General features: G+C 63.8%; 19 protein-coding genes. 4 read left to right on the top strand and 15 right to left on the bottom strand.

The genetic code is table 11. The features are described from left to right. Nucleotides 1-129: 129 nt before the first annotated feature. Both C3Y15_RS25525 and C3Y15_RS25520 read right to left on the bottom strand, forming a co-directional pair. Nucleotides 130-819, bottom strand: a complete 690-nt coding sequence (locus C3Y15_RS25525; RefSeq protein ID WP_069239903.1) for a glutathione S-transferase family protein — start codon at nt 817-819, stop codon at nt 130-132. 17 nt (nt 820-836) lie between these two features. After that, nucleotides 837-1,268, bottom strand: coding sequence for a DoxX family protein (locus tag C3Y15_RS25520; protein WP_011881310.1), 432 nt, complete (start codon nt 1,266-1,268; stop codon nt 837-839). Nucleotides 1,269-1,388: 120 nt separating this feature from the next. Between C3Y15_RS25520 and C3Y15_RS25515 the strand changes: the two genes are divergently transcribed. Then, entirely contained in the window at nt 1,389-2,261 is an 873-nt protein-coding gene (locus C3Y15_RS25515; protein WP_011881311.1) for a LysR family transcriptional regulator, read from the top strand. A 127-nt stretch (nt 2,262-2,388) separates the two neighbouring features. On the opposite strand, the gene C3Y15_RS25510 is transcribed toward C3Y15_RS25515, so the two are convergent. From C3Y15_RS25510 to C3Y15_RS32420, 8 genes are all read right to left on the bottom strand, one after another. Next, nucleotides 2,389-4,833 carry a heavy metal translocating P-type ATPase gene (locus C3Y15_RS25510; protein ID WP_081335141.1) on the bottom strand — a complete coding sequence of 815 codons (2,445 nt, stop codon included), beginning with the start codon at nt 4,831-4,833 and terminating at the stop codon, nt 2,389-2,391. 75 nt (nt 4,834-4,908) lie between these two features. Then, complete coding sequence (gene cueR, locus C3Y15_RS25505; RefSeq protein WP_034194857.1) at nt 4,909-5,310, bottom strand: Cu(I)-responsive transcriptional regulator; 402 nt, start codon at nt 5,308-5,310, stop codon at nt 4,909-4,911. A 185-nt stretch (nt 5,311-5,495) separates the two neighbouring features. Then, nucleotides 5,496-6,437 carry a CopD family protein gene (locus C3Y15_RS25500; protein WP_059475676.1) on the bottom strand — a complete coding sequence of 314 codons (942 nt, stop codon included), beginning with the start codon at nt 6,435-6,437 and terminating at the stop codon, nt 5,496-5,498. Continuing rightward, on the bottom strand, nt 6,437-6,811 hold the full coding sequence (gene copC / locus C3Y15_RS25495; RefSeq protein ID WP_034194859.1) for a copper homeostasis periplasmic binding protein CopC: 375 nt from the start codon (nt 6,809-6,811) through the stop codon (nt 6,437-6,439). Before copC ends, C3Y15_RS25500 begins: the two co-directional genes overlap by 1 nt. 60 nt (nt 6,812-6,871) lie before the next feature. Then, nucleotides 6,872-7,219 (bottom strand): copper-binding protein, encoded by a 348-nt coding sequence (locus C3Y15_RS25490; protein WP_011881316.1) that lies wholly within the window; start codon nt 7,217-7,219, stop codon nt 6,872-6,874. 66 nt (nt 7,220-7,285) lie between these two features. Then, complete coding sequence (locus tag C3Y15_RS25485) at nt 7,286-8,581, bottom strand: copper oxidase (RefSeq protein ID WP_124260262.1); 1,296 nt, start codon at nt 8,579-8,581, stop codon at nt 7,286-7,288. Nucleotide 8,582: 1 nt separating this feature from the next. Continuing rightward, on the bottom strand, nt 8,583-10,040 hold the full coding sequence (locus tag C3Y15_RS25480; protein WP_059463889.1) for a TolC family protein: 1,458 nt from the start codon (nt 10,038-10,040) through the stop codon (nt 8,583-8,585). Beyond that, nucleotides 10,037-10,324 (bottom strand): hypothetical protein, encoded by a 288-nt coding sequence (locus tag C3Y15_RS32420; RefSeq protein WP_081335140.1) that lies wholly within the window; start codon nt 10,322-10,324, stop codon nt 10,037-10,039. The genes C3Y15_RS25480 and C3Y15_RS32420 overlap by 4 nt, the downstream gene beginning before the upstream one ends. Nucleotides 10,325-10,589: 265 nt before the next feature. On the opposite strand from C3Y15_RS32420, the gene C3Y15_RS31855 reads away from it, so the two are divergent. Beyond that, a complete protein-coding gene (locus tag C3Y15_RS31855) occupies nt 10,590-10,832 on the top strand; it encodes a hypothetical protein (RefSeq protein ID WP_158333099.1) in 243 nt (80 codons plus the stop codon). A 141-nt stretch (nt 10,833-10,973) separates the two neighbouring features. On the opposite strand, the gene C3Y15_RS25465 is transcribed toward C3Y15_RS31855, so the two are convergent. The 4 genes from C3Y15_RS25465 to glmS form a co-directional block, all read right to left on the bottom strand. Next, nucleotides 10,974-11,471 (bottom strand): TPM domain-containing protein, encoded by a 498-nt coding sequence (locus C3Y15_RS25465; protein WP_011881320.1) that lies wholly within the window; start codon nt 11,469-11,471, stop codon nt 10,974-10,976. Nucleotides 11,472-11,473: 2 nt separating this feature from the next. Then, nucleotides 11,474-12,319 carry a YgcG family protein gene (locus C3Y15_RS25460; protein ID WP_043292024.1) on the bottom strand — a complete coding sequence of 282 codons (846 nt, stop codon included), beginning with the start codon at nt 12,317-12,319 and terminating at the stop codon, nt 11,474-11,476. Beyond that, a complete protein-coding gene (locus tag C3Y15_RS25455; RefSeq protein WP_224020128.1) occupies nt 12,316-12,912 on the bottom strand; it encodes a LemA family protein in 597 nt (198 codons plus the stop codon). Before C3Y15_RS25455 ends, C3Y15_RS25460 begins: the two co-directional genes overlap by 4 nt. A gap of 321 nt (nt 12,913-13,233) precedes the next feature. After that, the gene (gene glmS / locus C3Y15_RS25450; RefSeq protein ID WP_059462073.1) at nt 13,234-15,063 is read right to left on the bottom strand and encodes a glutamine--fructose-6-phosphate transaminase (isomerizing); all 1,830 of its coding nucleotides are present in this window, start codon (nt 15,061-15,063) and stop codon (nt 13,234-13,236) included. 156 nt (nt 15,064-15,219) lie between these two features. On the opposite strand from glmS, the gene C3Y15_RS25445 reads away from it, so the two are divergent. Further along, nucleotides 15,220-15,717 carry an Lrp/AsnC family transcriptional regulator gene (locus tag C3Y15_RS25445; RefSeq protein WP_014724410.1) on the top strand — a complete coding sequence of 166 codons (498 nt, stop codon included), beginning with the start codon at nt 15,220-15,222 and terminating at the stop codon, nt 15,715-15,717. 34 nt (nt 15,718-15,751) lie between these two features. Here the strand turns inward: C3Y15_RS25445 and C3Y15_RS25440 are convergent, their stop codons facing one another. After that, complete coding sequence (locus tag C3Y15_RS25440; RefSeq protein ID WP_011881325.1) at nt 15,752-16,288, bottom strand: methylated-DNA--[protein]-cysteine S-methyltransferase; 537 nt, start codon at nt 16,286-16,288, stop codon at nt 15,752-15,754. 578 nt (nt 16,289-16,866) lie between these two features. On the opposite strand from C3Y15_RS25440, the gene C3Y15_RS25435 reads away from it, so the two are divergent. Beyond that, nucleotides 16,867-18,159, top strand: coding sequence for an MFS transporter (locus C3Y15_RS25435; protein ID WP_046425861.1), 1,293 nt, complete (start codon nt 16,867-16,869; stop codon nt 18,157-18,159). The last annotated feature ends 60 nt before the right edge of the window (nt 18,160-18,219 follow it).

Here is an 18,219-nt window from a genome sequence, read left to right as displayed (position 1 = left end):
TACCCGTGACCGGACGCAAGAACGTTCAGCAGCCGGCTGGCGACGATAAACAGATGTCTTTCAAGTTACGGCTGCACATTCTTGTGCCGGCTTCAGTTCCTCGCCGGCGCACATATAACTGATCTCAATTCAATCCTGAACGCGCAGCACGTGCTCGCGGATACGCGTCGACAGCATCGAGCCGCGCTTGAGCAGGAATTCCATCAGCAGTTGCGGATAATCAGCCCGGACCGCTGCACGCACGGACGGCCGTTCGGCAAGCCGTTGCCGCCAGGCGGTGACCTTGGGCAGGGCCGCGAAGAACCCGAAGTCGTCGATCTGTTCGAACACGTCGAAGTAGCGGAACACCGGCCCGAATGCCGCGTCCACGATGCTGAAATGCGTGCCGCTGAAATACGGGCCAGCGCCGAGCGTGTCTTCGAGCTGCTGGAATCGCGCGCGGATGTCGCGGGTTTTCCCGGCGAGCGTCGCTTCGTCCGGAGCCGTGTAGAAGCCCGCTATGGCGCTGAGCAGTACCGATGCGAACTCGACCCAGGCACGGTGTCGCGCCCGCTCGAGCGGCGCATCGGGATGCAGCGGCGGCGCGAGCGTCTCGTCGAGATAGTCGCAGATCACCGCCGATTCGAAGATGGGCGCGCCATCGACGACCAGCACCGGCGTCTTGCCGAGCGGAGAAATCCTGAGAAACCAGTCTGGCTTGTTGCTCAGGTCGACATCCGTGTGTTCGAACGGCACACCCTTTTCGGTCAGCACGATGACGGCGCGCTGGACGTACGGGCAAAGCACGTGGCTGACGAGGTGGTATTGGAGCGTGCTCATGTCGATGCCTCGCTCCGTCAGGCCGCGCCAAGCGCGAAGCGCTCGCTGCGGCGTACCGCGAGCGCGCCATCGCCGAGCAGCCACAGCGCGACGGACGCGACGATGAGGAACACCGGGTATTCCCAGCCGCCGCCCTGGCTCGTATGCACCCAGCCATTGGACAAATGCACACGCGTCGCGCACACCATGATCGGCACCAGCAGCAATGCAACCTGGCGCGCATAGACGCCCAGCACGAGCGCGATCCCGCCGGCGAACTCGGCAGTGAAGACCGGATAGGCCAGGAAGCCGGGGTAGCCGACGCTCTGGAAATACTGCGCGGTGCCCGGCAGGGTAAAGACCAGCAATTTCAGCAGTGAATGGGCGATCCACATGACGCCCAATGCCACTCGGAGCAGCAACGCGCCATAGGCGGCGGCATTGGCATTTGTTGAAATCGATTGATTCATATCGGTACCCATTGCGAGAGTTGGCAAAGCGGGACCGAATTTAGCATTGCGGATATGCTTGAATAATAAGCATAATTACAAAGAGTGAATGCAAAAATGCAATGCACGGGAGACAACTGGATGCCATACAAGCTCAGCGCGGCAGATCTCGAAACGATCCTGGCACTTTTCCGCACGGGCACGCTCGTTCAGGCGGGCGAGCGACTGCAAGTGGACGCATCGACGGTGTTTCGCAATCTGCGGCGAATCGAGCGCGGCCTGCAGCAGCAGTTGTTCGAACGGACCCGTTCCGGCTATCGCGCGAAGGAAATCGGGCTGGCGCTCGCGGAACACGCCGAGCAAGTGGAAGTGCAGGTCGAATCGGCCCGCTCGATCGCCCAACAAGCGCCCGAGCAGGTGGGCGGCACGGTGCGCATCACGACCACCGACACGATCCTGCACGGGTTGGTCGGGCCGGCACTGAAGCAGTTGGAGGCCATACATCCGCGGCTTGCGTACGAATTGCACACGGGCAACGAGATCGCCGACCTCGGGCGCCGCGATGCCGATATCGCCGTGCGTGCGACGAAGGAGCCACCGGAATATCTCGTCGGCAAGCATGTCGGTCCCATTGACGTAGCGCTTTTTGCGTCGAAGCACTACGAGGCCGCGCGCAGTTATGACGACGTCACGGCGGGCAAGGTACGCTGGATCGCGCCGGACGACGCGCTGCCGGGCCATCCGTCGGTCATCTGGCGCAAGCGTCATTTCAGGAAAGTGGTGCCGCACTACAAGGTCAACAGCATCCTGACCGTGATGGAGCTGGTCGCCCTCGGCATGGGCGTCGGCATCCTGCCGACGTTCCTGACCCGCGGCCGCTCCGACCTCGTGCAATTGACCGATGTCCTGCACGACTGCCAGACCGAGCTATGGGTGCTGACTCACCGGGAGTCGCGGCATCTGCGGCGCGTTTCGACGGTGTTCAAATACCTGTCGACGACGTTGAAGATTTGAGCGCGCAAGGTGCAGCGCGCCACTTGCCGCGAGTAGACGTGCTATCGATTCCGGGTGCCAAGAACGGGTGAATTCGGCTCCGGTCACGGTTGACACGCTTCACAATCCCGGCGAACGCGTGAGCACACTAAATCTTCGCATTGCGCAACCGTAGCGCGTTTGAAATAACGGATGCCGAACTCAGGCTCATCGCCAGCGCTGCAATCATCGGCGAGAGCAGCAAGCCGGTGAATGGATACAGCGCGCCTGCTGCCAGCGGGACGCCGAGTGCGTTGTAGACAAATGCGAAGCCGAGGTTCTGCTTCATGTTCCGGACGGTTGTTTCGGACAGTTCCCGAGCGCGCGCGATACCACGCAAGTCTCCCTTGACGAGCGTGACTTGCGCACTGCTCATGGCGACATCGGTGCCGGTTCCCATGGCCACGCCGACATCCGCCTTCGCGAGCGCCGGTGCATCGTTGATGCCGTCTCCGGCCATTGCCACAACATGTCCGGCACGTTGAAGCCTCGTCACCAGTTCGAGTTTGTCGGCCGGCTTGACCTCACCATGAAACTCATCGACACCGAGTTTTTCAGCAACAGCCCTGGCCGTCACCACGCCATCGCCTGTCGCCATCACGACGCGGATGCGGTTTTCCCTCAATGTCGCGAGCGCTTCCGGTGTGGTTGTCTTGATTGGATCGGCGACCGCCAACAGTCCGGCCAGGCGCCCATCGACCGACAAGTACATGACGCTGGCGCCTTGTGCGCGCATACGGTCTGCTTCCTGCGCCAGCGGCTCGACGGACACCTGGCCGGCCTGCATCAACGCGGTATTGCCGAGCGCCAGTCGCCGCCCCGCAACCAGCCCGCGCACACCGATGCCTGTCGCAGATTCGAAGGCCTCCGCCCGGTCCAGCGCAAGACCTTGCTCGCGTGCAGCTTTCACGATGGCGGCAGCCAGCGGATGCTCGCTACCCTGGTCCAGACTGGCGGCCAGCCGCAGCACCTCCTCGTCGGTGAATCCATTTGCCGCTGCGGTGCGCTCGAACGCGGGACGGCCCTCGGTCAGGGTTCCCGTCTTGTCCACGATGAGAACGTCGACCTGGCGCAGGTTCTCGATGGCGGCCGCGTCGCGGAAGAGCACCCCGCTCGATGCCCCCTTGCCGCTTGCGACCATGATGGACATCGGCGTTGCAAGTCCGAGCGCGCAAGGGCACGCAATGATGAGCACCGCGACCGCATTGATGAGGCCGAATACCCAGCTGGGCTCGGGTCCGACGAGGCCCCACACGAAGAACGTCAAAACGGCGGCGCTCACGACGCCGATGACGAACACGCCTGCAACCTTGTCCGCCATTCGCTGCATGGGCGCGCGCGAACGCTGCGCCTGCGCGACCATCTGCACGATTTGCGACAACACCGTCTGGGAGCCGACCTTCTCCGACCGGATGACCAGACTGCCGGCCGCATTCATCGTTGCACCAATGACGTGGTCTCCGACGCGCTTCGTGACGGGAATGGGCTCGCCGGTAATCATCGACTCGTCCAACGAGCTCGTGCCGTCGGTTACGACGCCATCCACGGGGACTTTCTCGCCGGGGCGAACACGGAGCAGATCGCCCACCTGCACGTGGCCCAGCGGGATGTCTTCTTCGGCGCCATCCGGATTGATGCGGCGAGCCGTCTTCGGGGCGAGGCCCAGCAGCGCCTTGATGGCTGCAGACGTCTGCGAACGCGCTTTCAGCTCCAGCAATTGCCCCAGAAGCGTCAGAGAGATGATCGCCGCAGCGGCTTCGAAATACACACTGACACGGCCGTGCGCGCTGTACGTCGCTGGAAACAGGTCGGGAAGGACCGTCGCAATGACGCTGTAAACGTAAGCGGCTCCAGTCCCGAGCCCGATGAGCGTCCACATGTTCGGGCTGCGATTGATGAACGAACGCACACACCGAACAAAAAACGGGAAGCCGGCCCACAGGACGACTGGCGAGGAGAGAACGAATTCGACCCAGTTCTCGGTCGACGACGGCATCAGTTCGACCTGGTGGCCGAACATCGCCAGCATGAAAACGATGGCCGTCAGTGGCAGCGTCCACCAGAATCGATGCCGGAAATCGACCAGTTCGGGATTTTCACCTTCGTCCAGATTCGGCAGGATTGGCTCGAGCGTCATGCCGCACTTCGGGCACTGCCCCGGATGGTCCTGACGGACTTCCGGATGCATCGGGCACGTGTAGATGGTGCCCTCCGGCATAGCAGGCGATGCCGCAGCACTCGATGGCGCGACGTATTTCGACGGAGCCGCTTGGAATTTCGTCAGGCAGGCCTCGCTGCAAAAGAAGTATGGCTTCCCGTCGTATTCACTGCGAAAGCGTGATGTCTGCCTGACCGGCATCCCGCATACGGGGTCGTGGAGTTGCGCCCCCGTACCACCGTGGTCGCGGTCTCCCCCGTGGAGATGCGCATGCGCGTCATCTTCGTGTTCGACGGCATGCTGGTGCCCACGCGTGCCATGGGCATGATGTCCGTCTGACGAGTGCGCTGAAACCGGCTGCTGAGGTGCCCCATCGTCTTCACGTTGACTGTTCATCTTGACGCTCCTTCGCTATCGGCACTGATTCGGTGTTATTCGAACCCGGGTGCGAGGCCCGGCCTCTGTCCTGAGTCAGTCGCAATGCGTTTGCCTGGCCAACTCCGCCAATATCGGGCAATCCGGGCGCGAGTCGCCCTTGCAGTGCTGGGCCAGATACTGGAGTGTGTCGCGCATTTCGACGAGTTCGCGGATACGCTCGTTCAGGTCGTCGATGTGCTGCGTCACGAGCTGCTTGACCTCGCTGCTGGGACGTTCGCGGTCTTCCCAGAGCGCCAGCAACGCCGAAATCTGCGTAGTCGAGAAGCCGAGATGTCGCGCCCGTCGCACGAAGCGGAGGACCTCGACATCCTTGGCCGTGTAGACCCGATAGTTCGATGCCGTTCTCGTCGCGGGCCGGATGAGCCCGGCCTCTTCATAGTGACGAATCATCTTGGCTGAAACGCCGGAAGACTTCGCCACCTCACCGATATTCATGACCGCCTCCTTTGGTGGCCCATTTCGAGCCCCAATGATGCACATTCTTGACCTTCCCACTATGGGAAGGTCAAGGAACCTGACCAGATAGAGAAACGGATTTCCGGCGGTCAAGGTCGTTACTCGAGCACGACGTATCTACACGGGCGAACCACCGGCGTGAACGGACGATGATGCTGTGTCGCTCAAGTCGTTCCTGGCAACGGGCTCGAACCAAGCACGGCCGCTACCATCAGCACGCCGACCAGTACGAGAGATTCCACATGGAGCACCCTGCCGAATCGACGGAGCGGCCTCCCAGGAATCGCTTCCGACGGCTTTTTCAATGTCGACAGAAGCGTGGGCATCTCGAAGAAGCGATTGTGTCCGCCGAGTGCGGCGCCAAGCAGTACGAGCGCCAGCTTGAGCATGAGAACTTGCCCGTAAATCGAGTGCAACAGATTGGCGGGAACGTTGACGCCTCGCCAGCCGTTGTAGGCGCCAGTGCTGAACAGGACGATCAGCGCGTAAGTCGATGCGTCGGAGAGCGACTGCACGAACGATGCGCTGGTCTGCCGTTCGTTTCCCGGGGCATCGAGCAGGCGCGGCATAACCACGTAAGTCGTAACCAGCACCAGTCCGACCCACGCGCTGATGGCAAGCAGATGCAGCCAGTCCACCCATACGGGCAGACTGAACAGCCCTGCGTCGACGGGATGTCCGGCGTTACTGCGCGCCAGCGCGACGCCCGCTAACGCACCCCATATGGCGAACGGCAAGCGGGTTTCGTTTCCCGACCGCAGGAATGCCAGTACGGCTATGCAAAGCGTGAAAAACGCGCCAACCAGCCATGCATGTCCGAACCCGGTTGCCGCAAGCATCGACCACACGGCCGGGCCCGCCTCGACTAACGACGACTCGCTCATCAGCGCGCAATGCGCCCAGAACGACAGCGCGCTTGCCAGCAGCGAGACGATGGACGCCGCTCGAAGCGTGACGACCAGACGCCGGCCGACGCGCTGTTGCCAGGTCGACTCACCGCGCGCAAGCCATTGGCTGCTGAGCAGGGCACCGACGATGACGGCGAAGCCGACGTTCTGGATGGCCACCGATACCAGCCGCAGGATGCCGAGGAACCCGTCGTTCATCACTTCACCTTGAACGCGTATGTGCCCTTGGTCCTGTGCGAGTCGGAGGTCATCACCGCCCATTGCACGGCGTAGACACCCGACGCGAGCTTCGGCACGGCAACGGTCATGACGCGTGGATTGGCAGCATCGACCTTCGCTCTTTCCTTTCCGATGGAGGTGCCGCTCGCGTCAGTGACCTTTATCGTGCTGAAGGTCGGCTCCAGGTCCTCGTTGAAAGTAAGCCGCAACGCTTCCGGTGCGGCGTCGACGATGGCGCCCGACGCCGGAACGGCACTTTCCAGCTTTCCGTGCGCCAATGCTGCGACAGGCACGACTGCGATAGCGCCAGCCGCAGCAAGGCCGGCAAACTGCCTGAATGTGAGAGTCTTCATGTTCTTGCTCGTCTCGAATGGTGAGGGCGGGGCGCGATACAGGCGCCCCGCTGGATGTCCTTATTGCTTCTGCAGCTTCACCACGGTCAGTGCGCCATTCACTTCTTCGGCGACGAAGTCGATCTTGTCGCCGACCTTCACTTGAGACAGCATGGCTGGGTCCTTGACCTTGAAGACCATCGTCATCGCTTCCATGCCGAGGTTCTCGAGCGGACCGTGCTTGATGGTGAGCTTGCCGGCGGCCAGGTCGACCTTCCTGATTTCGCCGTGCGACATGCTGTCCTTCATGTCGGCGGATTGCATGGTTCCACTGCCCATGCTCATGTTGCCCATGTCGCTGGCCGCGTACGTTGCAGCAGCGAAGGTCAGCGCACAGCCCATCGCAATCGAAACGAATGCAGTTTTCATCGTGTGTTCTCCAGAGTTGAGGTGAGGAAATCGACGGCTGGGTCATGCCCGGCCTTGTTGTGTTGTTCAGCTGTCCGGCAACTCGCCGGTGTATTCGTAGGCCACGGTTCCCTTCGGGTGCTTGAACCAGCCCGGGTCGCGGTAGTCGTTTCGGCCGAGGCCCTGTCGCACTTTGACGACCGTGAACATGCCGCCCATTTCCAGCGGCCCGAACGGTCCGGTGCCGGTCATCATCGGCAGCGTGTTGTCGGGCAGCGGCATCTCCATTGCGCCCATCGCACCGCCCGTGCTTCCCATCGCCATGTAATCCGGCACCAGCTTGTTGATGCGCTTCGCGAGGTCTTTCTGCGGAACACCGATGAGATTGGGTACCTGGTGTCCCATCGCATTCATCGTGTGGTGCGACTTGTGGCAATGGAACGCCCAGTCGCCCGGCCGGTTTGCCGTGAATTCGATGGCGCGCATCTGTCCCACGGCGACGTCGGCCGTCACTTCAGGCCAGCGCGCCGACGGCGGTATCCATCCCCCATCGGTGCCGACGACTTCGAAGCTGTAGCCATGCAGGTGAATCGGGTGATTCGTCATCGTCAGATTGCCGAACCGGATGCGGACGCGATCGCCCGCGCGCACCGGCAGCGAGTCGATCCCCGGGAATACGCGCGAATTCCACGTCCACATGTTGAATTCGGTCATCGTGTTGACGCGCGGCGTGTAGCTGCCGGGGTCGATGTCATATGCGGACATCAGGAACACGAAGTCGCGGTCCACCGGCATCACCGCCCGGTCCTTCGGATGCACGATGAACGTGCCCATCATCCCCATCGCCATCTGCACCATCTCGTCGGCATGTGGGTGGTACATGAACGTGCCGTGCCGCTCGAGCTGGAATTCGTACACATAGGTCTTGCCGGGCGGAATCTGAGGCTGCGTGAGCCCTCCGACGCCGTCCATTCCGCAGGGCAGCAGCATCCCGTGCCAGTGGACCGTGGTGTGCTCCGGCAGCTTGTTGGTCACGAAGATGCGCACCGTGTCGCCCTCGACCGCCTCGATCGTCGGGCCGGGCGACTGGCCGTTGTAGCCCCAGAGATTGGCCTTCATGCCGGGCGCCATTTCGCGAACGACCGGCTCCGCAGTGAGGTGGAATTCTTTCCAGCCGTTTTTCATGCGCCACGGCAATGACCAGCCGTTCAGCGTCGTCACTGGCGTGTAGGGCCGCCCGTCGGGCGGCTGAAGCGGCGGCTGCGTTGCGGGATGCGCCATCGTCGGCGCTTCGGGCAGCGACGCCGCGCCAGCCTTGCTGACCATCGCGGCACCCAGCAATGCGGCACCCGAGCCGCTCAGGAATGTTCGTCGTGACACCATCTCAATTACCTTCGGACTGCGTGTGCGGCGCCGCGAGCGTGGCTGCGGCCGTCGCTGATTGCTGGGTTGAACGGGCAAAAGCGTCTACTGGACGGTCGGGCGGAGGGAGGCGTCCACCCAGTGCAAGTTGCAGGTCGGTCTCCGCGAGCCAGTAGTCCTTCAGCGCGTCGATATAGCCATTGACCGCATTGACCTGTTCTCGCGAATCGGCAAGCAGGTCGAACGCGCTGGCGAGCATGCCGTTGTAGCGCAGCAGCATCTCGTCGGAGATGGTCTTGCGCAGCGGCACCACCTCGTCGCGGTAATGCCTGGCGATGTCGTAGTTCGTTACGTAGGCGACGTACGATTCGCGGACCTCGGAGCGTGCGTCGACGGCCGTCTGTGCCAGCTTGCTCGCCGATTGCATGTACAGCGCTTCCGCCCGCGCAACCTTGGCACTGCCCCAGTCGAAAATCGGAATCTCGACGCTGATTTCGTAGCCGCGCTCGTGCCCTTTGTCCGTCTCGAAGTTGTTGAGGTAACCGACCTCCAGCGCATTGACGAAACGCGTCGCCTTGCTCAGGCCGAGGGACGTCGCGACACCTTGCGTGCGCAACCTGGCGGCCTGGATGTCGAGCCGGTTCTGCATCGCGAAGACCTCAAGGTCCTTCAGTTCCGGCCGCTCCTTGGGCAAGTCCGGCAGCCGCTCCGGCAAGCTGTATTGCGTCGCCGCGCCCCAAACGCCCATCACGCGAGTCAGCTTTTCTCGCGCTGCAAAGGCCTGTTGCCGCGCCTTCGCAACCTGAGTCGCCGCGTCGGCGTAAAACGCCTGCTCGCGCGCGTAGTCGAGCCGGCTGGCGTTGCCGGCCTGCTGCATCCGGTGCGCCAGTTCTGCTCCGGCACTGGCGGAGTCCTTGACCTGTTCCGCATACTTCGCGGACTGCTCCGCTGCCACGGCGCTCACGTATGCGCGGCGGGCGTCAGCGGCCACTTTGAGCATCGCATCGGCCGTCTCGAGTTTGGTCTGCTCGAAGCGGCGGCTTTCGATGCGCGTGGCCAGCGGCAGCGTCAGGATGGCCAGCACGTTCGCGGAAAACGTGCGCGTGATGCCGAAGTTGTCGCTCCAGTGCGTGCGGCTGAAACTGAAGCCCGGATTGGGGAGGCGACCGGCCTGGACAAGGTCCGCTTCCGAGATTCCCAACTCGGCGTAGGACGCCTGCAGTCCCGCGTTATTGAGCAAGGCGACCTGGACGGCGTCATCCATGGCCAGCGGTTTTCCGAGCAGTTCGCGCGTGCGTTGCGCGACCGCGTCACGGTCCTGCTCGGTACGGACGAACAGCGCCTCTTTCCCGAGCCGCTCCGATGCGGTGGTCGAGACGGTATTGAAACCGCCATCCCTGGAAAACGTCGTACAGCCGGCGAGCACGACCAGCGCGACGGCACCGGCAATCAACCGAATGGAAATGCGTCGCTCGATCATTGGCCGTCCCTCTCGTGTGTCGAGTGATGACTCGTGTTCGAGGGGCTGCTGGAGGTTGCCTCGCGCTTCGAGCTGGGGCGTGCCGGCGTGACGGCCCGATTTGCCTGTTGCCAGGTGGGCGCCTCACCGTCTTCGTACGGCTGGTAATCGTCAAATGCCGACGGGGCGGCAACGGCCGGGACCGACGCTACCGCGTCTGACGGGTCGGGAACGGACGTCGTAGCGAGGACGAGCGTCGGCAATGCTGCCGCCGCGCCGACCAGCGCTGCAGATAGGATTCGCATGTTTTTTCTCGTCGAATGTCAGCCGGGCGGCCGGAACGCGCCGCCAAAGCGAGATGAACGCCGCAGCACACACGCTGCGACGCGAAGCTCAGACGAGAAGGATTCGGGGAGGCCGCTCGATGCCAGCGGTCAGAAATGACGCGGCTGCGGTAGAAGAGGAAGGGAAGACAGCGGTGAGTGCGGAATCGAACGACCGCGCGACCGACGGCGCGGTTGGCAATCCAGCGCCGACGCAACACGACACGCAGGTCGAGCACGAGTGCGCGTGGTGGGTATCTGCCAGACTGTGCTGGTGCGTGCCGTGGTCAGCTGCCGCGTGTACGTCGGCCGCTTCATGGTACTGCTCGGCAAGCGGTTGCCCGGCGCCAGTGGCGAACTCGACGTCTTCGTCCGCATGTGCCGCCGCGCACTGCATTGCAATCGCAGCGAACGACTGAACCGGAAGGCTCAGTGCGAGGAACAGAACGAGGAAGAGTTTGCGCCAGTACGACATGGGGCAAAAGTCTAGCATGACGTGACGCGCGTTGCGATGTCGTCATCGTGACGACGCGTAGCGGCATCCGCGAACCGACATGTCGTCGCCGGCGGGAGCGGCATGCGCTTCCTTAGCCGGTCACAGGTCGCGCCGCGTTATCGAATTGGCGGCAGGTCACATCACGACGGGCTTACTGGATAACTCGTCCTGAGGAGGACGGCGAGACGGGTAATGTTTCTTGAGCAGTTCGGTGACGAGCTCAATCCCGTGTATCGAGCCAGACTCGAAGCTGCCAGCCTTGAATGCGGTTTCCATGGTGCGGCAGACCACTTCCCATTCTTCACTTGTGACGCGCGAATGGATGCCTCGGTCCGCGACAATCTCGACGTCCCGGTCGGCCAGCAGCAAGTAGATGAGCACGCCGTTGTTGTGCTCGGTGTCCCAGACCCGAAGCTCCGAGAACACGTCAATCGCGCGCTCGCGGGCGGTCTGTCCTCGAAGCAACGCGGCGCTATGCAATGCGCCCTCTACCGCGAAGCGCAGCTGGCCCGCGTGCGCGACGTGGCTCGCCTTTACCGCTGCCTCGATCTTCGCCAGCGTCGGTTTCGGGAAGGCGGCGTTGACCCGCCATTTCGTCATGAGCAGGTGCCGGATAACGCGTCGGAAATCCATGATTACCATCTCCCCGACGCGCCACCGCCACCAAAGCCACCGCCGCCGCCGCGAAAGATGTCTCTTCCAGAACCTTGCCCCCCTGAATGTCCGCCGATGTAGGGGCCGCCGACGCGCATCCCCATCCCGGCGCCAATCAACGTGAATACAAGGGAAATGGCGCCGGCGACGATGGCGACGAGAACCGCGCCCGACAATAGCCACGCGACGAATCCAACTGCGCTTCCGGTGATGACGGCTCCGGCCAGTCTGCCGAAGAGGGTTCTCAGCACACCGCCCGCCACAATCGTCAGCACGAACAACACCGGCAATAGACTGCCGGCGCCTGGCCCCGGAGATTGGCGGGGAGCCGGAAGTGGTTCCCCATCCACCACGCGCATGATGCCGTCCACGCCGGCCGATACGCCGCCGTAGAAATCGCCCTGCCGGAATCGTGGGACGATGATGTCCTCGATGATGCGGTTGCTCGTGGCGTCCGTGAGCACACCCTCCAGGCCATAGCCGACTTCGATACGCAGCGTCCGGTCGTTTTTGGCGATGATGAGCAGAACGCCGTCGTCCACGCGCGTCCGCCCGAGCTTCCATTGTTCGACGACGCGGATCGAGTACTGCTCGATGGTCTCGGGTTGCGTCGTCGGTACGATGAGCACCGCAATCTGGCTTCCCTTGCGTGCTTCGTAATCCTTCAGCGATTGCTCCAGCGTGCTGCGCTGTTCATCGGACAGCGTGCCCGTCGCGTCGGTCACGCGCGCGGAGAGCGCCGGTACAGGCTGCGCCGTCTGACCGACGGCGTTGCTCCACCAAAACAGCACGGCCAAGGCGACCAGCGCCGCGCGAACCATCTTCAATTTGCGGCTCCGCTCGCCGGCCCCGGCGCGGCACCAAAGTCCACCCGCGGCGGCTTGGCGATTTCCGCTTCGTTCGTGACGGCAAAGTTCGGCTTTTCCTTGTAGCCGAACGCCATCGCGGTCAGATTGTTCGGGAACGAGCGAACCGTGATGTTGTAGTCCTGAACCGAGCGGATGTAGCGGTTCCGGGCGACGGCGATTCTGTTTTCGGTACCCTCGAGCTGGGCCTGGAGGTCACGAAAATTCGCGTCGGACTTCAGCTGCGGGTAGTTTTCGGAAACCACGAGCAGCCGGGAAAGAGACGACGTCAGTTGTCCCTGGGCCGCCTCGAACTTTGCGAACGCGGCGGGGTCCGCCAGCAGTTCCGGCGTGGCGCGCATGGCGCCCACTTGCGCCCTGGCTTCGGTCACCCGCGTTAGAACGTCTTTTTCCTGGTTCGCATATCCCTTCACGGTGTTCACGAGATTCGGCACCAGATCGGCACGTCGCTGGTACTGATTGAGCACTTCGGACCAGTTGGCCTTCACCTGCTCGTCTTGGGCCTGTATGGCGTTGTAGCCGCATCCGGACAGCATCACGATGCAGGCCGTCATCAACACCGCAAGACACGCGGCACGAAAAGTCGAAAAGCGTTGCATGTCCTGCCCCCTTACGGCCGGTTGTGTCTGCTGAAACGATGCTAAGCGGCTCGCGTATGACGGGCTTGATTTGCGTCAATGGGGGGGCAGCCCGGCCTTGCGTGTCGACTTCGGATGGATGTCCGCCGCGACAGGCAGGAGGAACGCGACACGGACGCGCGATTCGGGCAAGTGTGGCGAGACTATGCGGCAGTCACACAGCGATTTTTTCGCGGTTGTTTGGTGACAAGGAATCATACGTTCACTGATTGCGACCGCCAAAACCCCCACCGCCCCTCACTCCACCGTCACCGACTTCGCCAGATTCCTCGGCTTATCAATATCCGTCCCCCGCGCCAGCGCCGCGTGATAAGCCAGCAGCTGCATCGGCACGGTATGCAGGATCGGCGAAAGTGGCCCGTAGTACTCGTTGAGCCGAATCACGTCGATCCCTTCGCCCGACGTCAACCCGCAATCCACGTCCGCGAACACGAACAGCCTGCCGTTGCGCGCGCTCACCTCGTGCATGTTCGACTTGAGCTTCTCCAACAGCATGTCGTTCGGCGCGACCGCGATCACCGGCATCTCGTTGCTGACCAGCGCCAGCGGCCCATGCTTCAGTTCGCCCGCCGGATACGCCTCGGCATGGATATACGAAATCTCCTTCATCTTCAGTGCGCCTTCCAATGCGATCGGGTAATGCATCCCGCGGCCGAGGAACAGCATGTTGTCGCGTCGCGCGAGCAGCTCCGACCAGCCCATGATCTGCGGCTCCAGCGCGAGCACTTTCGCCATCGCATCGGGCAGATGCCGCAGCGCGCGCAGATGCGCCTTCTCGTCGTCGTCGCTCAGCCGGCCGCGAACCTGCGCGAGCGACAGCGTCAGCAGGAACAACGCGACGAGCTGCGTCGTGAACGCCTTCGTCGACGCGACGCCAATCTCGATCCCCGCGCGCGTGACGAACTGCAGCGCACACTCGCGCATCAGCGCGCTCGACGCGACGTTGCAGATCGCCAGCGTATGCATCATCCCGCGCTGCTTCGCGACCTGCACGGCGCCGAGCACGTCGGCCGTCTCGCCGCTCTGCGACACCGCGACGACCAGCGTGTGCGGGTTCGCCACGCCGTCGCGATAGCGGAACTCGCTGGCGATCTCGACGTTCGTCGGCAGCTTCGCGATGCTCTCGATCCAGTACTTCGCCGTCAGCGCCGCGTGATAGCTGCCGCCACACGCGAGCAGCAACACCGAGTCGACGTCGTTGAACACGCGCCACGCGCCATCGCCGAACAGCTCCGGCATGATCGACGCGACATCGAGCAGCGTATCGGCCACCGCCTGCGGCTGCTCGAAGATCTCTTTCTGCATGTAGTAGCGGTACGCGCCGAGATCGGCCGCGCCGCTGTGCGCGGCGACCCGCTGTACCGCGCGCTCGACACGCTGGCCGGCCGCATCGACGATCCAGTAGCGATGCAGTTGAATGTCCGCGACGTCGCCGTTCTCGAGGTACGCGATGCGGTCGGTCACGCCCGACAGCGCGATCGCATCCGACGCGAGAAAGTTCTCGCCGTCGCCGACGCCCACGACGAGCGGCATCCCGTCGCGCGCACCGACGATGCGATGCGGCTCGTCGCGGCACATCACCGCGATCGCGTAGCTGCCGCGCAAGCGCGCGACGGCGCCGCGCACCGCGTCGAACAAGTCGCCGTCGTACAGATGATCGATCAGATGCGCGATCGCCTCGCTATCCGTCTGGCTGGCAAACACGTAGCCGTGCGCCTGCAGCTCCGCACGCAATTGATCGCAGTTCTCGATGATCCCGTTGTGCGACAGCGCGATGCGCGCGTTGTCGTCGCGCGGCGAAAAATGCGGATGCGCGTTGAGCGTGACGGGCGCGCCGTGCGTGGCCCAGCGCGTGTGCGCGATGCCGGTATAGCCCGACAGCCCCTGCGCCGCGATCTCGCGCTGCAGGTTCGCGACGCGATCGACGCTACGCGCGCGGGCGAGCGCACGGTCGCGATAGGCCACGACCCCGCACGAATCGTAGCCGCGGTATTCGAGCCGCTTCAGCCCGTCGACGAGATTGGGCACGATGTCCCGCTGAGCCACCGCCCCGACAATTCCACACATATCGCGCTCCCTGAATACGTTGTCTGAGTCCGTGACCGCGATAGTAGAGGCAGCAAAATGGAATTAAATTTCAAAATTTGCGTAATCCTGAAACGATGCGGCAATGCGGTAGGATGATGAAATTAAATTCCACATCCATCTCGCAAGGAGCTGCCGATGGCCGGCATCACGCTCGACGATCTCGACCTGCGCATTCTCGCGATCCTGCAGGACGACGCGTCGGTGTCGAACCTGCAACTGGCCGAGCGCGCGCTGTCGTCGCCGCCGACCTGCATGCGCCGTGTGCGGCGGCTGACGGAGGCCGGCGTGATCCGCCGGCAGATCGCGGTGCTCGATCCGGTCGCGATCGGCACGGCCGTCACCGCGCTGATCGAGATCAGCCTCGACCGGCAGACGGCCGAAGACTACGACGCGTTCGAGGCCTACGTGTGCGCGGAGCCGTCGGTCACGCAGTGCTACCGCGTGTCGCCGGGGCCAGATTTCATCGTGGTGGCCGATCTGGCCGACGTCGCCGAATACGATGCGTTCGCGCGGCGCCTCTTCACCGGCGCATCGAACGTGCGCAACGTGCGGACGTTCTTCTCGACGCATCGCGCGAAATTCGACGCGAACGCGCGCGTCGCGCACGCAATGCGCAAGCGTCGCGACGATTGACCCACGGCGGCGCGTCGCACGCGATCCGACGCCTTCAGAACGCGAACGCCTGCTGCGCCGCGTGTCGGTCACCGCGCACGAAGCGCGCGCCTTCGAGCGACAACAACGCGCGCTTGCGTTCGATCCCGCCTGCATAGCCGGTGAGGCTGCCGGACGCGCCGATCACGCGATGGCACGGCACCATGATCGCGACCGGATTGCGGCCGATCGCGCCGCCGACGGCGCGCGCCGCACTCATCGGCAACCCCAGGCGCTCGGTGACGTCGCCGTACGACACGAGTTCGCCGAACGGGATCGCGAGCAGTTGCTGCCAGACGCCACGCTGGAACGCGGTGCCGTTCAGCTGAAGCGGTACGGAGAAGGTGTGGCGCGTGCCGCCGAAATATTCGGCGACCTCGTCGGCGATGTGCCGCGCGAGCGATGAAGCGGCGACGTGCGCGTGCTCATCCGCGGCGATCGCGAGCGACGGATAGTATTTCTGGCCGACGAAGAACAGGCCGGTCAGCGCATCGTGCTCGATACGGACAGCGATGTCGCCGAGCGGGCTCGGGATCAGAAGCGCGGGAGTCATCGCGAAGTTTCTCCTTGAGGGCGTTGGCTCGCGTAGCGCGGCATATGCACGCTATTGCGCGCCGCGGCGCCGGCAGCGAACGCATTCGGCGCGTTTACGCAGCGGACCATGTGGCGCTCCACCTAGGGCGACGATACGCACATCCGAACCCGCCGTTGAGGCAGCGATTGCGCGAAGGCATCGTGTCGTAGCAGACAGCGGAGCGGGATCGGCATACATCCGATGACTTTAAACGATCCGCAGCGCAGTTTCCGGCCGAACGCTGACTTGCGCATCCGCGCGCACGGGCTCCGTCACGACCCCGTTTCACCGCACGCGCATCGCGGAAAACGATTGATGTGCACTTTGCGAAACGGTCATCTCTTTTTGCGCGATCGAATTTGAGATGACTCATCGAAATCCCGGACTGACATCGCCCCGACCGGCGGCCTATGCTTGGAAAAACGTTTTCCACCCATCGGTGAAATAGCGGCTGCGCGATGCCTGCGCAGTTGCGGTTCGCCGCGGCGCCCGTCGCCGGTTACGGACTACGTATCGACAGTCGGCGCGACGGGCGCGGCCGCGCATCGGAGACACTCATGCAATCTGCCGTTGTCGGCGCGGTGCGCGCCGTCGCCAGCCGCTACCGCTGGACCGTCTGTGCGCTGCTGTTCTTCGCGACGGTCATCAACTACATGGACCGGCAGATCCTCGGCCTGCTCGCGCCGATGCTGCAGCACGACATCGGCTGGACCCAGGTGCAGTACGGCCGCATCGTGATGGCGTTCACCGCGTTCTATGCGATCGGCCTGCTGGGCTTCGGGCGCATCGTCGACTGGCTCGGCACGCGCATCTCGTACGCGGCCGCGATGCTGATGTGGAGCATTGCGGCGATGCTGCATGCGGCGGTCGGCTCCGTGATGGGCTTCGCCGCGGTGCGCGCGCTGCTGGGGATCGGCGAGGGCGGCAACTTTCCGGCCGCGATCAAGACGACGGCCGAATGGTTTCCGCGCCGCGAGCGCGCGCTCGCGACCGGCATCTTCAACTCGGGCGCGAACATCGGCGCGGTGTTCGCGCCGGCGATCATCCCGGCGATCGCGCTGGCCTACGGATGGCGCGCGGCGTTCGTGATCATCGGCGCGATCGGCATCGTGTGGCTCGCGGTGTGGCTGGTGCTGTACCGCACGGCCGACACGGGCGCGCTCGCCGCCGAATACGACGAGCCGCGCGACGAAGCGGAAGCGCTCGACGCGGCCAACGCGGATGCCGGCGCGCCGCGCTGGGGCGAGCTGATCCGCAAGCGCGAAACCTGGGCATTCCTGATCGGCAAGTTCCTGACCGACCCGGTGTGGTGGTTCTATCTGTTCTGGCTGCCGAAGTGGCTCAACGAGTCGCGCGGGATGGACATGCAGCACATCGGCCTGCCGCTCGTGTGCATCTATGCGCTGACCACGGTGGGCAGCGTGGGCGGCGGCTGGCTGTCGTCGGCGCTGCTGCGCGCGGGCTGGAGCGTGAACGGCGCGCGCAAGACGGCGATGCTCGTCTGCGCGTGCTGCGTGCTGCCGATCGCGTTCGTGTCGCAGGTGCAGAGCCTGTGGATCGCGGTGACGATCGTCGGGCTTGCCGCGGCCGCGCATCAGGGCTGGTCGGCGAACCTGTTCACGACGGCATCCGATCTGTTTCCGCGCCGCGCGGTCGCGTCGGTGGTGGGCATCGGCGGGATGGCCGGTTCGATCGGCGGCGTGCTGTTCTCGGAAGTGATCGGGCAGGTGCTGCAGCGCACGGGCCACTACTGGGTGCTGTTCGCGATCGGCGCGCTGGCGTACCTGCTCGCGCTCGCGATCATGCACGCGCTCACGCCGAAGATGAAGCCGGCCCGACTCGGCGCGTAAGCGCCGCGACACGCGAACGCGCCGCGCTGGACGCGGCGCGTTTTCGTTTGGGGTGGGCGG

Source organism: Burkholderia sp. B10 (assembly GCF_004368385.1).
GTDB lineage: Bacteria > Pseudomonadota > Gammaproteobacteria > Burkholderiales > Burkholderiaceae > Burkholderia > Burkholderia vietnamiensis.
The sequence above is the reverse complement of the archived record's forward strand: the minus strand, read 5'-3'. Positions and strand labels throughout refer to the sequence as shown.

Excerpts from the sequence above, each read along its gene's own strand:
- C3Y15_RS25525 (WP_069239903.1), bottom strand. The coding sequence starts at position 819 with ATGAGCACGCTCCAATACCACCTCGTCAGCCACGTGCTTTGCCCGTAC.
- C3Y15_RS25520 (WP_011881310.1), bottom strand. The coding sequence starts at position 1,268 with ATGAATCAATCGATTTCAACAAATGCCAATGCCGCCGCCTATGGCGCG.
- C3Y15_RS25515 (WP_011881311.1), top strand. The coding sequence starts at position 1,389 with ATGCCATACAAGCTCAGCGCGGCAGATCTCGAAACGATCCTGGCACTT.
- C3Y15_RS25510 (WP_081335141.1), bottom strand. The coding sequence starts at position 4,833 with ATGAACAGTCAACGTGAAGACGATGGGGCACCTCAGCAGCCGGTTTCA.
- cueR (WP_034194857.1), bottom strand. The coding sequence starts at position 5,310 with ATGAATATCGGTGAGGTGGCGAAGTCTTCCGGCGTTTCAGCCAAGATG.
- C3Y15_RS25500 (WP_059475676.1), bottom strand. The coding sequence starts at position 6,437 with ATGAACGACGGGTTCCTCGGCATCCTGCGGCTGGTATCGGTGGCCATC.
- copC (WP_034194859.1), bottom strand. The coding sequence starts at position 6,811 with ATGAAGACTCTCACATTCAGGCAGTTTGCCGGCCTTGCTGCGGCTGGC.
- C3Y15_RS25490 (WP_011881316.1), bottom strand. The coding sequence starts at position 7,219 with ATGAAAACTGCATTCGTTTCGATTGCGATGGGCTGTGCGCTGACCTTC.
- C3Y15_RS25485 (WP_124260262.1), bottom strand. The coding sequence starts at position 8,581 with ATGGTGTCACGACGAACATTCCTGAGCGGCTCGGGTGCCGCATTGCTG.
- C3Y15_RS25480 (WP_059463889.1), bottom strand. The coding sequence starts at position 10,040 with ATGATCGAGCGACGCATTTCCATTCGGTTGATTGCCGGTGCCGTCGCG.
- C3Y15_RS32420 (WP_081335140.1), bottom strand. The coding sequence starts at position 10,324 with ATGCGAATCCTATCTGCAGCGCTGGTCGGCGCGGCGGCAGCATTGCCG.
- C3Y15_RS25465 (WP_011881320.1), bottom strand. The coding sequence starts at position 11,471 with ATGGATTTCCGACGCGTTATCCGGCACCTGCTCATGACGAAATGGCGG.
- C3Y15_RS25455 (WP_224020128.1), bottom strand. The coding sequence starts at position 12,912 with ATGACGGCCTGCATCGTGATGCTGTCCGGATGCGGCTACAACGCCATA.
- glmS (WP_059462073.1), bottom strand. The coding sequence starts at position 15,063 with ATGTGTGGAATTGTCGGGGCGGTGGCTCAGCGGGACATCGTGCCCAAT.
- C3Y15_RS25445 (WP_014724410.1), top strand. The coding sequence starts at position 15,220 with ATGGCCGGCATCACGCTCGACGATCTCGACCTGCGCATTCTCGCGATC.
- C3Y15_RS25440 (WP_011881325.1), bottom strand. The coding sequence starts at position 16,288 with ATGACTCCCGCGCTTCTGATCCCGAGCCCGCTCGGCGACATCGCTGTC.
- C3Y15_RS25435 (WP_046425861.1), top strand. The coding sequence starts at position 16,867 with ATGCAATCTGCCGTTGTCGGCGCGGTGCGCGCCGTCGCCAGCCGCTAC.